A 13,066-nucleotide genomic window follows, 5' to 3' on the forward strand; every position below is an offset into this window, starting at 1 on the left:
GCCTCGGCCCGTTTGCTGCACATCAGCAATCAGACGGGAGTCGGGCATCCATCAACGAGTGGTGCTCGTCGTGGTCGTGGTTGTTGTACCGGTATTTGCGCCGTCACCACCGCCAGAAGCAGCAATGCCGAGCCCGACCAGCGCGCCAAGTGCGCCGATACCCACAGCTGTGGACGTGCCAGCAGAGATTGCTCCCGCCTGCGCGCCAGCTGCAGTACCTGCTTCACCTGCTTCCTGCGGCGCAGCAAATGCGCTGGAAGAAGCGGCAACGAGGATCAGGGCTGCACCGGCAACCATAGTTTTTTTCATAACAACGTTTCCTGCATTGAGTGAATGAAGGATCTCTGACCGGCGACAATGGCAATACAGACAGGCTGCAACCAGAGCGACGGACAGTCCCATTGCGGGCGCGTTCATTATAGGGCAACAAAATATCAGAGTTCAGTGCCATAAAAACCAGGGCAAATAGCGGGGTGATTGCGTGATTTAATCAGCTGGATTGGGGATAACTACTTTTTATATCGGAGTTTTTCCGGTTGATACCCTATATTTCGCTACGGGTAAGGCAAATGCAAAGCGGAATGTTCTTTTTTAGTTATATCTGGTACGGAATAAGAATAATCAGAATTTACTCAGAAGGGCTTAAATTAAATATGACTATAAATCAACAGCTAACCCTGCGTACCGCCTGTTTTCAGATCCATTTTATACTGGATTACACTCTGTTTTGTCACCAGATGTTCAGAATTATCTTAGGGTATTTTAAGACTTTTCCCGCGCTGGCGTGAATGACAGAATCGATAATCAGGTCATCCAGATGGAAAAAGAGACAAAAAAAGGGCGGCAACGTTGCCGCCCGATGAAATTAACGCCGATTAACGCCAGGATTTATAGCGGTTAATTAAAGCATTAGTGGAACTGTCATGAGAGGTAATTTCGTCCTCATTTTCCAGTTCCGGCAGAATACGGTTCGCCAGCTGCTTACCTAATTCCACACCCCACTGATCAAAGGTGAAGATATTCAGGATGGTACCCTGCGTGAAGATTTTGTGCTCGTACAGCGCAATCAGCGCGCCCAGGCTGTACGGCGTAATCTCACGCAGCAGGATGGAGTTAGTCGGGCGATTACCTTCAAACACCTTGAACGGCACAATGTGGGCCACAGATTCTGCAGATTTGCCGGCATCGGTAAACTCTTTCTCCACGACGTCGCGTGACTTACCAAACGCCAGCGCTTCGGTCTGGGCAAAGAAGTTAGAGAGCAGTTTTGGATGGTGGTCCGCCAGCGCGTTATGAGTAATAGCCGGCGCAATAAAGTCACACGGAACCAGTTTGGTACCCTGATGGATCAGCTGATAAAACGCATGCTGACCGTTAGTGCCGGGTTCGCCCCAGATAATAGGGCCAGTCTGGTAGTCCACCGGGTGACCGTCGCGATCCACATATTTGCCGTTTGACTCCATATTTCCCTGCTGGAAATAGGCGGCAAAGCGGTGCATGTACTGGTCGTAAGGCAGAATCGCTTCGGTTTCGGCACCAAAGAAGTTGTTGTACCAGATACCAATCAGCGCCAGCAGCACCGGCAGGTTCTGCTCCGCCGGGGTAGAGGCGAAGTGCTGGTCCATGGCATGTGCGCCGCTCAGCAGCTGCTCGAAGTTATCGAAACCAATCGAGAGAATGATCGACAGGCCGATCGCTGACCACAGTGAATAGCGGCCGCCAACCCAGTCCCAGAATTCAAACATGTTATTGGTGTCGATACCGAATTCACCCACCGCTTTGGCATTGGTCGACAGTGCAGCAAAGTGTTTCGCTACATGCTGCTGATCGCCTGCGGTTTTCAGGAACCAGTCGCGCGCGCTGTGGGCGTTGGTCATGGTTTCCTGAGTCGTGAAGGTCTTCGATGCAACCAGGAACAGGGTGGTTTCCGGGCTGAGATCTTTCAGCGTTTCGGCGATGTGGGTGCCGTCAACGTTGGAGACAAAATGCATATTTAGATGGTTTTTGTACGGGCGCAGTGCTTCCGTCACCATAAACGGGCCGAGGTCGGAGCCGCCGATACCGATGTTCACTACGTCGGTGATCGCTTTACCGGTATAGCCTTTCCATTCGCCGCTGATGATGCGCTCTGAGAAGCCTTTCATCTTGTCCAGCACCGCGTTGACCTCTGGCATCACATCTTTGCCATCCACCAGAATCGGCGTGTTACTCCGGTTACGCAGTGCGACGTGCAGCACCGCACGATCTTCGGTGCGGTTAATCTTCTCACCCGAGAACATAGACTTAATGGCACCGCTGAGATCGGTCTCTTTGGCCAGCGCCTGTAACTTATCGAGGGTTTCCTGGGTGATGCGGTTTTTGGAGAAATCCACCAGCATCTGATCATCAAAGGTGGCAGAGAATTTGGCAAAACGATCGGCATCCTGAGCGAACAGATCGGCAATTTCTACCGATTTCATCTGCTCAAAATGCTGTTGCAGCGCTTTCCAGGCTGCGGTTTGTGTCGGATTGATATTTTTCATGGCAACACTCTTGTTGATATTAAGAACCGTCATTCCATCGGAGGCACATCATGCCCGTTTAGCGTTTCAGTATGACCACACTTGTAACTGAAAGGAAAAATTTTGTCAGCGCACGCCGCGCAGGCGAGGTGAACGCTGCGATCTGACGTCAGCATTCACTGGCGCGAACAGCCTGCGGATGGCCGCAGTATCACGCGCTAAAGTGTGACGCGAAAGTCTGCGCAAAACGTTGTGCCGTGTCAGGGATTGTTGCAGGGGCTGAACCCATTAAGCACTGTAGCCCCTGCGGCGCAGGGTCATTTGTTTTCTAATGCGGCTCTCCGGCCATCGCTGACATTGACAGCAGGTCCAGAAAAGGCTAGATCTATGCGCCTACTTGCGCACCTGTGTGCAAGCCAGAAGAGGCGCGTCGCCCAGGCAGTGTGTTGGAGGAACCGTATCCGGTGAAAACACATCATGGGGAGCGACGCCGAGGTGGGTCAGCACGCGGTGTGTTGCCTGTCGGCTACAGGGGCTGAATCCTCTGGGTTGTCACCAGAAACGTCTGCAGTCGACGTTTTGCAAGGTGGGGCGCTTCTGGGTGACTCGTCTATCCGATCTTGTCCGCCCGTTTCTGCTCTTTCCTTGTGCCTGGCTGAAAGCATGTTTCTCGACCCTTTCATCGGCGAGAACAAGATAACCTGACACGAGGTCCTACATGTCTCAAACTCTGATAGTGGCAAAATTTGGCGGCACCAGCGTAGCCGATTTTGAAGCGATGAACCGCAGCGCCGATGTGGTGTTGCAGGACGCCAGCACGCGTCTGGTGGTGCTCTCTGCCTCGGCAGGCATTACCAATCTTCTGGTTGCGCTGGCTGAAGGCCAGCAGGCACCCCAGCGCGCTGCTCTGCTTGATGATATCCGCCGTATCCAGTACGCCATCGTCGATCGCCTGCAGCGTCCGGACGTGATCCGCGATGAAATTGATCGGATGATCGACAATATCAGCATGCTCTCAGAAGCGGCGTCACTCGCCACCTCAAATGCCCTGACCGATGAACTGGTCAGCCACGGCGAGCTGATGTCTTCACTGCTGTTTGTTGAAATTCTGCGTGAACGTCAGGTGAATGCAGAGTGGTTTGATGTTCGCAAAGTGATGCGCACCGACGATCATTTTGGCCGCGCAGTCCCGGATGTCCAGGTGCTGGCGGAGCAGGCGACGGCGCAGTTGCAGCCGCGCATTGAGCAGGCGCTGGTGATTACCCAGGGCTTTATCGGCAGTGAAAGCGAAGGGCGTACCACCACTTTAGGGCGTGGCGGCAGTGATTACACCGCCGCGCTGCTGGGCGAAGCGCTGAATGCGGCGCGAGTCGATATCTGGACGGATGTGCCGGGTATCTATACCACCGATCCGCGCGTCGTGCCGACGGCGAAGCGTATCGATGAAATCACCTTCGAAGAAGCCGCTGAGATGGCGACGTTTGGTGCCAAAGTATTGCATCCGGCGACGCTGCTGCCCGCCGTGCGCCGGGGTATTCCGGTCTTCGTCGGTTCCAGCAAGGATCCGGCCGCAGGCGGTACCCGCGTCTGCAACGAAACCCGCAATCCGCCGCTGTTCCGGGCGCTGGCGTTGCGTCGTAAGCAGACGCTGTTAACGCTGCACAGCCTTAACATGCTGCATACGTTTGGTTTCCTCGCCGAACTGTTTAACATTCTGGCGCGTCATAACGTCTCCGTTGACCTGATCACCACCTCCGAAGTGAGCGTGGCGCTGACGCTGGACACCACCGGATCGACCTCAACCAGCGCCAGTCTGCTGACCCAGGCGCTGCTGACTGAACTCTCGTCGCTGTGCCGGGTAGAAGTGGAGGAAGATCTGGCGCTGGTGGCGATTATCGGCAATGAGCTGTCAAAAGCCTGCGGTGTCGGCAAAGAGGTGTTTGGTGTGCTCGACCCGTTCAACCTGCGGATGATTTGCTATGGGGCCAGCAGCTACAATCTCTGCTTCCTGGTGCCGGGCAACGACGCGGAAAGCGTAGTCCGTACGCTGCACCGCAATCTGTTCGAGTAAATTTATCTGCTGTTCAGGCCGCGTCTGCGCGGCCTGAACAGCGGCAAAAAAACTTCACTTCGTTCTGATCCTCCGCTGGTTTCTTTCTCCCAGATAATTCAATTAATCCAACGTCTTATTGCCCACTATTGCCAAATGGCAACCCCTTTCTTTGCGCATTTCGTGTACCGGCGTTGCGCTCTCTTTCCTCAGATTTATAATCCCGCCGCTGAATCAATTCACCCAAATTTAGGAAATATCATGAAAAGGTTAGTCGCAGAGGCGCTGGGGACTTTTGTACTGGTCGCAGGCGGTTGTGGTAGTGCCGTACTGTCAGCGGCGTTCCCGGAACTGGGCATTGGCTTCATGGGCGTCGCGCTGGCTTTCGGTCTGAGCGTACTGGTCATGGCGTATGCAGTTGGTCATATCTCAGGCGGTCATTTTAATCCGGCGGTCACTCTGGGATTAGTGGCAGGCGGACGTTTCTCCGCCTCGCAGGCCATTCCTTACATCATCGCACAACTGGTGGGCGGCATTGCTGCTGGCGCGGTGCTTTATCTGATCGCCAGCGGTAAAGGCGACTTCAGCGCAGCGGCCAGCGGCTTTGCGGCGAACGGTTACGGCGAACACTCGCCGGGCGGCTTCAGTTTGCAGGCAGGCATGATCACTGAGGTCGTGATGACGGCTATCTTCCTGATTGTGATCATGGGCGCGACCAGCGAACGCGCGCCAAAAGGCTTTGCGCCGATCGCGATTGGTCTGGCGTTAACCCTGATCCACCTGATCAGCATTCCGGTGACTAACACTTCTGTTAACCCGGCACGCAGCACCGCAGCAGCCCTCTTCCAGGGGGACTGGGCGATCGCTCAGCTGTGGATGTTCTGGTTGATGCCGATTATCGGCGCCGTGATTGGTGGTTTGATCTACCGCGGTTTAGAGGATAAAGCAGCGTAATTTCGTCGATATTCAGCGGATCGGCAGCAGTCGATCCGCATTTTCCTGCCTCGCCCCATCTTCGCCTTACGCCATGATAATGAAGTGTTATGATCCCGGCCTCGTCACGGCAGTCGTTCCTGCATGATGACGCTCTATGGCAAATCTGCACTAAACATAACATTCTTATAAGGAAGTCTGGCTATGCTCGCCACGTTAACCCGCCTGTTCCCGCTCTGGGCCGTGCTGCTGTCTGTCGCCGCTTATTACTCTCCAGGTACCTTTCTCGGCATCGGCCCCTGGGTCACTTATCTGCTGATGCTGATTATGTTCGGCATGGGCGTGACCCTGAATATCGACGATTTCAAACGGGTGCTGACCCGGCCTGCACCGGTGATTGCCGGCACTTTTCTGCACTATCTGGTGATGCCGTTAGCCGCCTGGGGGCTGGCAAAACTGTTTCATATGCCGCCCGATCTGGCCGCCGGTATGATTCTGGTCGGCTCAGTTGCCAGCGGCACCGCCAGCAACGTGATGATCTATCTGGCGAAAGGCGATGTGGCGCTGTCGGTAACCATTTCTTCCGTCTCTGCGTTAGTGGGCGTGTTCGCTACGCCGCTGTTAACCCGCTTTTATGTGGATACCCACATTCAGGTTGATGTGGTGGGCATGCTGCTGAGCATCGTGAAGATCGTGGTGATCCCAATCAGCCTCGGACTGATCATTCATCACAGCATGAACAGCGTGGTTCGCCGGGTGGAGCCGTGGCTGCCTGCGTTTTCGATGGTCTGCATTCTGCTGATCATCAGCGCGGTGGTGGCGGGCAGTCAGGGCTTCATCGGATCGGTAGGATTGATGGTGATCGCGGCGGTGATCCTGCATAACGCGATTGGTCTGCTTGGCGGTTACTGGGGCGGCAAACTGTTTGGCTTTGATGAGTCAACCTGCCGTACGCTGGCGCTGGAGGTCGGCATGCAGAACTCCGGTCTGGCGGCGACGCTGGGCAAACTCTACTTCTCGCCGCTGGCGGCATTGCCGGGCGCACTCTTCTCGGTGTGGCACAACCTGTCAGGTTCGCTGCTGGCGGGTTACTGGTCCGGTAAGCCGATTAAGAAGAAGTAACTGTGGCGGCGCATTATTGCGATGCGCCGCTTCTCACTGCTGTTGCGCCGGACGAGTGCTCCGGCGTAATTGTCTGTTCACACCCCTTATTCATAATCTCGTTCATCGTCGGGCTGGTCCAGTACGGTATAGGCCACGCTGCAGAACAGGGAATTCAGGCGCTTCATGTCGCCGAGTAAACCGAGGTGCAGCGAGCTGGTTTCAATGCTCTGCACGTTCTGCTGATGCAGGCGATCAACGTGGGCGTGAGAGTAGCGACGAATCATCAGGCGGAAGCGATGTTTTGCGCGGCGCAGACGTCTGGCGCTGGTGACATCGTGCGAAAGAAAGACTGACAGGCTCATTCTGAGGTTGGCGATCAACAGTTCCTGCAACTCCTGCAGCTCCTTTAATCCCTCGGCAGAAAACGCGCGGCCCGCTGCCAGCGACTTGTCAGCGACATCGCCGCTCATCCGCTCAATAATGTCACCGGCCTGCTCCAGATTCAGCGACATCTCAATAATTTCACCCCAGCGGCGCGAATCCTCTTCGGGCAAATCCTCTTTGGGCATCCGCGCGAGATAAAGTTTGATGGCGGTATAGAGCACATCGACATCATCATCCAGCCGACGCACCGTGCGCTCCTCGCGGGACTCGCCATGCACGACTTTATTAAACGCTTCCAGCATCTGCTCCAGCACGTCACCTATTCGCAGCGCTTCGCGGGCGGCATTCACCAGCGCCAGCGCCGGGGTATCCAGCGCGCTGCGATCGAGATGCTTTGGCTTAAGCTGCAGCGCGTTGTCGACGTCGTCGGCAATGAGCCGACGGCAGAGGCGCGCCATCAGGTCAGCAAACGGCACCATCGCCACGCAGCGGATCAGGTTGTAAAACACATGGAAGAAAATCACTAACTCTTCATCGTTGACCGGCAGCTTATCGAGCCAGGTCGCCACAATATCGACAAACGGCAGAATCAGGACGCAGCCAATGAACTTGAACAGCAGGCTGCCGAGCGCTACGCGTTTGCCCGCGGCATTCGAGCCGCTGGCGTTGATCATCGCCAGCAGACCGCTACCGAGATTGGCACCAATCACCAGACAGAGCGCGACCTTGAACGAAATCACGCCGGTGGCAGTCAGTGTCGCGGTAATCAGCACAGCGGCCAGACTGGAGTAACTGATAATGGCAAACACTGCGCCCAGCAGCGCATCAAGCATCACGTCGCCGGTCAGGCTGGAGAAGAGCACCTGCACACCGGCGGCCTGGGTAATCGGACGCGCCGCTTCGACAATCAGCTGCAGCGCCAGCAATATCAGGCCCAGGCCGATACTGGCACGGCCTAACTGACCGGCGCGGGTCTGTTTGCGGCTGAGGAAGAACACCACGCCAAAGAAGATAAACAGCGGTGAGAGCCAGGAGAGGTCAAAGGTCAGGATGCGCGCCATGATAGCGGTACCGACATCCGCGCCCAGGATCACCACCAGCGCGGGCGTCAGGCTGACCAGATTCTGTGCCACAAACGAGGTGACCAGCAATGTCGTGGCATTGCTGCTCTGTACCAGCGTAGTCACGCCGAGACCCGCCAGAAACGCCATTGGTTTTTTTTCTATACTGCGGCTCAGCACGCGGCGCAGATCGGCACCGTAAACCCGCATGATGCCGGTTCGCACGATATGTGTGCCCCAGACCAGCAGGGCCACTGCAGAAAGCAGATTAAGCAGAGTTAACACGGGGTATCGCTCCTCGTTTGTCAGGCTTCAAACAGCACAGACTGCCAGCCTGACAGCAAGAGCAATCTGTGAAGGGGATTGCCGTGCTATGCGTGATTTTTTCCTGTGTTTTAAGCCACCTGGCGCAAAGTCGACAGCTCTAATTGTAGACCAATCTGCCTGCCAGCGGGGTGCAAATCCGCCGCCGATCGGTTAAGCACATCGACCGAAAGCTCCACGTCATGCGCCCGGATACGGTAGCGGATGACGTTGCCCAGCAGGCTGTGGCTGAGGATTTCCGCAGGAATACCCTGGCCCGGCGCGGTAAACAGCATCGATTCCGGGCGAATGGCGACCTGGCTGTGGAAAGGCTGGCCGGTCAGCCGCGTCGCCTGCTCGGCACTCAGCAGGTTGTAATTGCCAATAAATCCGGCGACAAAGAGATCGACCGGCTGGGTATAGAGCGCTTCGGCATCGCCGTTCTGCACGATTTTGCCCCGGTTCATCAGCACAATGCGGTCGGAGAGCGTCAGCGCCTCCTCCTGATCGTGGGTGACGAAGAGGGTGGTGAGATTCAGCTCGCGCTGAATGCGCCGGATTTGATCGCGCAGATGGCGACGGATGCGCGCATCCAGCGCCGACAGCGGCTCATCCAACAGCAGCAGACGCGGACGCGTCACCAGCGAACGCGCCAGCGCCACGCGCTGACACTGGCCGCCTGACAGCTGATGCGGATAACGACGCGCATACTCACTGAGTTCCACCAGTTCCAGCACCTCCAGCACCCGCTGGCGGATCTGTGCCTCGGGCAGCTTCTGCATCTTCAGGCCAAACGCGACGTTCTTCTCCACCGTCATGTTGGGAAAAAGCGCATAGCTCTGGAACACCATGCCAATGGCGCGTTTCTGTGGGGCCAGCGGCACGATATCTTTGCCCTCCAGCCTGATTTCACCGCTGTCGACGCTGGTTAATCCCGCCAGACAGCGCAGCAGCGTCGATTTGCCGCAGCCGCTGGGGCCGAGCAGGGTGACGAACTCTCCTTCGGCGGCGCTGAAATCGATCTGCTCAAAAATCGGCGTCGGTCCATAGGACTTGTTCAGCTCTCTGACCTCAAGGTAACTCATATTCAGCCTCGTTCAGGATTCAGGGCGTTGGCCAGCCAGGTGACCAGCAACACCACAAAGAAGTAGGAGATCACCAGCGCGCTGGTGAAGTGACCGCTGCCGTTCCGCATATTGAACAGGTAAACCTGCAGGGTTTCATAGCGGTTGCCGACCAGCAGGTTAGCGAAGACAAACTCACCAATCAGAAAGGAGAACGAGAGCAGCACGGCAATCAGCATCCCCTTGCGCAGGTTAGGCAGCACCACCCACAGCGCCGCCTGCCAGGTGCTGGCACCCAGCAGCTGTGCAGCATCAATCAGCTCTTTAAGGTTGATCGCCTGCATATTGTTCGCCAGCGCCCGATAGATAAAGGGCAGTGCGATGGTGAAGTAGCAGCCGATTAAGATCCACGGCGTGCCGGTCAGCATCAGCGGTGACGAAGAGTAGAGCTGGAGTAATCCCACGGATGACACCACCGGCGGCACGGCAAAAGGCATCAGGATCAGGATGTTCATCACCGAATCCAGTCGGGGAAAGTAGTAAGCGATTACAAACATGGCAGGCAGCACCAGCACCAGCGAGAAGAGCAGCGCACCAAAGCAAATCAGCAGCGAATGGCCCAGCGCCGTCAGAAAACGTGGATCGCTCCAGAGCTGGATGAACCACTTCAGGCTATAGCCCTGCGGCAGAATGGTATTGCTCCAGTCGGACGAAATCGCATAGAGCAGCGTCGCCAGCAACGGCAGCGCCAGCAGAGTAAAGAGTAACCCGACCATGATCCGGTGATAGAGATGCTCAGCACGTGACATGACGGCTCCTTTCATGGCTGTTTCGCATTGAGATAGCTGCGGCGCACCAGATACTGCTGCACCAGGGTGATCAGCGCCATGATTGCCACCAGCAGCATCGCCAGCGCGCTGCCGGTGTTGGGATCGAGCGAAATATCACCGGAGACCAGCGCGGCGATGCGCACCGGCACCACGTTGAAATTACCGGTGGTCAGCGCATAAATCGTGGCGTAAGCGCCCAGCGCATTCGCCAGCAGGATCACAAAGGTTCCGAGCAGCGCCGGGAACAGAATCGGCAGAGCGATGTGCCAGACGTAGCGCCAGCGGCTGGCACCCAGCAGCGCAGCGGACTCCTGCCACTCTTTTTTCAGCCCGTCGAACGCCGGGAAGAGCAGCAATACGCCCAGCGGGATCTGAAACCAGGTGTAAACCAGCACCATGCCGTTGCGCGAGAAGAGTCGGAAGCTCTCAATCACACCATAATGGCGCAGCAGCAGCGTCAGGCAGCCGTTCAGCCCCAGCAGAATCACAAAGGCAAACGCCAGCGGGACACCGGCAAAGTTGCTGGTCATGTTGGTAAAAGAGATAAGAAAGCGCTGCAGTCGTCCGCCGCCGAGCTGATGCAGCGAATAGCCAGTGATGAGCGCAATCAGCAGTCCCCAGACGCTGGACCAGAGCGAGATATCCAGTGAGAAGCGAAATGCCTGCTGGTAGAACGGTGAGGTGAGGATGTCGTGATAGTTATCCCAGCCCCACTGGCTGTTCATGTCACTCCAGAAGCTGTTGATGGCGATCCACAGCAGCGGGGCCAGCTGAATGGCGACCCAGAACAGGGTGAAAGGCAACAGCAGCAGCAGTGCGAATCCTTTTCCCTTCATCTTTGCGGCTCCGCCAGCAGCCCGCGACAGACCGGCTTGTCATGCGCCACTTCCAGCAGTTCACACAGCGTGCCGCACAGATCGGTCTGCTGCGGCGCAAGGTCAGGCTGCAGCGAGAAAGCGTGGCCAAAGACAAACAGCGGCACCGTGGTCTCCTCCGGCAGAATTCCGCCGTGGGAGCGATCGTCATTCATGCCGTGATCGGCCGTCACCATCACCTGGTAGCCTTCGGCCAGCCACAGCGGCATCCACTGCGACAGCAGGCCGTCGGCAATGCGTGCCCGGTTGCGGTACTGCGGCGAGGAGAGCCCCGACTTATGACCGGCATCGTCGATATTCATCGGGTGGATTAGCAGGAAATCGGGATCGTGACGCAGCCGCAGGCTCTCTGCATCTTCGAACAGATGTGAGTCGGGATAGCTATCGTCAGAATAAAAATGGCCGTACTGAATCGGCAGGTCTGGCGCGTCGGTGTGACGATCGCGCGCCGGAACGAACGGTGTGCGGTTATAAAGCTCACTTACCCAGTGGTAGGCCGCCGCCGCTGTCGTCAGCCCTGCCGCGCGCGCAAAGTGAAACACGCTGCGTTCGCGACTTAACCGGCTGACGCCATTATGAATAATGCCGCTTCTCACCGGAGGAACGCCGGTCAGAATGCACTCATAAAGCGGGCGCGACAGCGACGGTAATTCACAGGTCATACGGTAATAGAACCCGTTGCCCTGCGAACACTCGGCATGCAGGTAACCCATTGCATGTTGTGCGACCTGATTGCTCAGTCCGTCCAGTACCACCAGGATGGTTTTCATTCCGTTCTCCCTGCCGTGAATTACTGCTGCATGTTGATGATGACGTTTTCCTGCCACAGGCGCGGCAGCATTTTCGACGATTTATCCCAGGCAGCCTGATCCTTAACCGGACGGGCATTTTTATATTCGGACTGCGGCAGCAGGCGAGCCTGAACGTCCGCTGGCAGTGTCAGATGCTCGGCACGAATCGGGCGCGCATAGCCCTTCGCCAGATTGATCTGTCCCTGGTCTGAGAAGATATATTCGCGCGTCAGTTTTGCGGCGGCAGGGTGTTTCGCATATTTGTTGATGATAGTGGTGTAGCCGGAAGTGACGGAGCCGTCAGACGGGATTACCACTTCATAGCGATTTTTGTCGATCTGGTCACGGTAGTTCAGGGCGTTAAAGTCCCATACCACCGCCATCTGCACTTCGCCTTTTTCGATGTTAGCGATTACCGGATCGGTCACGCCAAGACGACCCTGTTTGGCCAGATCGGCAAAGAACGCCAGCGCCGGTTTCAGGTTCTTTTCATCGCCGCCTAAGGCGTAGTTTGCAGCCAGTACGCCATTAGCCGCCTGAGCTGCCACACCGACGTCGCCGATAGTAACCACATACTTACCTTTCTTCAGATCGGCCCAGCTGTGGGGAATATCTTTCACCTGCTGCTTGTCGATCAGAAAGGCAATGGTGCCGGTGTAGGCCAGCGCCCAGTGACCGTCTTTATCTTTGGCCCAGGCCGGAATCTGATCCCAGTGCGTCGGTTTGTAAGGCTGGGTTACCCCTTTGGCGACGGCAATCGGGCCAAAGGCGGCGCCCACGTCACCGATATCAGCGCTGGCGTTCTCTTTCTCTGCATCGAATTTCGCCAGCTCCTGCGCCGATGACATATCGGTATCGCTGTGCTTAAGGCCATATTTGCTGCTGATGTCGTTCCAGGTATCTTTCCAGTTGGCCCAGCTATCCGGCATCCCGACGCTGTTGACCTGACCTTCACTGCGCGCGGCTTTTTCGAGTGCGGCGAGGTCGTTATCGGCGGCCTGCGCAACGGGCAGGGTGAGGACTACAGCACTGGCTACTACAGAGGCGATAAACGCTTTCATCTCAGTTGCTCCGGGTGTAAGTTGATGGGCCTGGCTGGACTAGTCCAGCAAGAACCGAGCCAATGTAGCTCCTCTATATGAACGATTTATGACAAGGCGGCGCGGTGCG

At 56.5% G+C, this 13,066-nt stretch carries 11 protein-coding genes and 1 riboswitch; of the genes, 3 read left to right on the forward strand and 8 right to left on the reverse strand.

Features of this window, described 5'->3' with window-relative positions; genetic code table 11:
- Positions 1 to 51: 51 nt before the first annotated feature.
- Both yjbE and pgi read right to left on the reverse strand, forming a co-directional pair.
- Entirely contained in the window at positions 52 to 309 is a 258-nt protein-coding gene (yjbE, locus tag AC6I8C_RS01280) for an exopolysaccharide production protein YjbE (RefSeq protein ID WP_013359757.1), read from the reverse strand.
- Positions 310 to 875: 566 nt separating this feature from the next.
- Positions 876 to 2,522 (reverse strand): glucose-6-phosphate isomerase, encoded by a 1,647-nt coding sequence (gene pgi, locus AC6I8C_RS01285; RefSeq protein WP_497821387.1) that lies wholly within the window; start codon positions 2,520 to 2,522, stop codon positions 876 to 878.
- A gap of 391 nt (positions 2,523 to 2,913) precedes the next feature.
- Positions 2,914 to 3,106, forward strand: a riboswitch (Lysine riboswitch).
- 113 nt (positions 3,107 to 3,219) lie between these two features.
- Between pgi and lysC the strand changes: the two genes are divergently transcribed.
- The 3 genes from lysC (at position 3,220) to panS (ending at position 6,606) form a co-directional block, all read left to right on the forward strand.
- Positions 3,220 to 4,572, forward strand: coding sequence for a lysine-sensitive aspartokinase 3 (lysC, locus tag AC6I8C_RS01290; protein WP_033734867.1), 1,353 nt, complete (start codon positions 3,220 to 3,222; stop codon positions 4,570 to 4,572).
- Between the two features lie 240 nt (positions 4,573 to 4,812).
- Positions 4,813 to 5,505 carry an aquaporin Z gene (gene aqpZ / locus AC6I8C_RS01295; RefSeq protein WP_013359761.1) on the forward strand — a complete coding sequence of 231 codons (693 nt, stop codon included), beginning with the start codon at positions 4,813 to 4,815 and terminating at the stop codon, positions 5,503 to 5,505.
- A gap of 183 nt (positions 5,506 to 5,688) precedes the next feature.
- Entirely contained in the window at positions 5,689 to 6,606 is a 918-nt protein-coding gene (panS, locus tag AC6I8C_RS01300; RefSeq protein WP_003855809.1) for a ketopantoate/pantoate/pantothenate transporter PanS, read from the forward strand.
- A gap of 86 nt (positions 6,607 to 6,692) precedes the next feature.
- On the opposite strand, the gene AC6I8C_RS01305 is transcribed toward panS, so the two are convergent.
- The 6 genes from AC6I8C_RS01305 to AC6I8C_RS01330 all read right to left on the reverse strand — a co-directional run bounded on the left by AC6I8C_RS01305 (position 6,693) and on the right by AC6I8C_RS01330 (position 12,957).
- On the reverse strand, positions 6,693 to 8,318 hold the full coding sequence (locus AC6I8C_RS01305; RefSeq protein ID WP_370422487.1) for a Na/Pi cotransporter family protein: 1,626 nt from the start codon (positions 8,316 to 8,318) through the stop codon (positions 6,693 to 6,695).
- A 110-nt stretch (positions 8,319 to 8,428) separates the two neighbouring features.
- Positions 8,429 to 9,421: an ABC transporter ATP-binding protein gene (locus AC6I8C_RS01310; protein ID WP_497821388.1), complete on the reverse strand. Its 993-nt coding sequence runs from the start codon at positions 9,419 to 9,421 to the stop codon at positions 8,429 to 8,431.
- 2 nt (positions 9,422 to 9,423) lie between these two features.
- Complete coding sequence (locus AC6I8C_RS01315) at positions 9,424 to 10,209, reverse strand: ABC transporter permease (RefSeq protein WP_061061338.1); 786 nt, start codon at positions 10,207 to 10,209, stop codon at positions 9,424 to 9,426.
- A gap of 11 nt (positions 10,210 to 10,220) precedes the next feature.
- On the reverse strand, positions 10,221 to 11,066 hold the full coding sequence (locus tag AC6I8C_RS01320; protein WP_497821389.1) for an ABC transporter permease: 846 nt from the start codon (positions 11,064 to 11,066) through the stop codon (positions 10,221 to 10,223).
- A complete protein-coding gene (locus AC6I8C_RS01325) occupies positions 11,063 to 11,875 on the reverse strand; it encodes an alkaline phosphatase family protein (RefSeq protein ID WP_033784463.1) in 813 nt (270 codons plus the stop codon). Before AC6I8C_RS01325 ends, AC6I8C_RS01320 begins: the two co-directional genes overlap by 4 nt.
- Before the next feature lie 20 nt (positions 11,876 to 11,895).
- The gene (locus AC6I8C_RS01330) at positions 11,896 to 12,957 is read right to left on the reverse strand and encodes an ABC transporter substrate-binding protein (RefSeq protein ID WP_095706367.1); all 1,062 of its coding nucleotides are present in this window, start codon (positions 12,955 to 12,957) and stop codon (positions 11,896 to 11,898) included.
- Positions 12,958 to 13,066: the final 109 nt, after the last annotated feature.

This window comes from Pantoea sp. X-Soil-YNGN-844 (assembly GCF_059730595.1).

Coding starts and splice junctions, on each gene's coding strand:
- AC6I8C_RS01325 (WP_033784463.1), bottom strand. CDS start 11,875: ATGAAAACCATCCTGGTGGTACTGGACGGACTGAGCAATCAGGTCGCA.
- yjbE (WP_013359757.1), bottom strand. CDS start 309: ATGAAAAAAACTATGGTTGCCGGTGCAGCCCTGATCCTCGTTGCCGCT.
- AC6I8C_RS01330 (WP_095706367.1), bottom strand. CDS start 12,957: ATGAAAGCGTTTATCGCCTCTGTAGTAGCCAGTGCTGTAGTCCTCACC.
- lysC (WP_033734867.1), top strand. CDS start 3,220: ATGTCTCAAACTCTGATAGTGGCAAAATTTGGCGGCACCAGCGTAGCC.
- aqpZ (WP_013359761.1), top strand. CDS start 4,813: ATGAAAAGGTTAGTCGCAGAGGCGCTGGGGACTTTTGTACTGGTCGCA.
- AC6I8C_RS01320 (WP_497821389.1), bottom strand. CDS start 11,066: ATGAAGGGAAAAGGATTCGCACTGCTGCTGCTGTTGCCTTTCACCCTG.
- AC6I8C_RS01310 (WP_497821388.1), bottom strand. CDS start 9,421: ATGAGTTACCTTGAGGTCAGAGAGCTGAACAAGTCCTATGGACCGACG.
- pgi (WP_497821387.1), bottom strand. CDS start 2,522: ATGAAAAATATCAATCCGACACAAACCGCAGCCTGGAAAGCGCTGCAA.
- AC6I8C_RS01315 (WP_061061338.1), bottom strand. CDS start 10,209: ATGTCACGTGCTGAGCATCTCTATCACCGGATCATGGTCGGGTTACTC.
- panS (WP_003855809.1), top strand. CDS start 5,689: ATGCTCGCCACGTTAACCCGCCTGTTCCCGCTCTGGGCCGTGCTGCTG.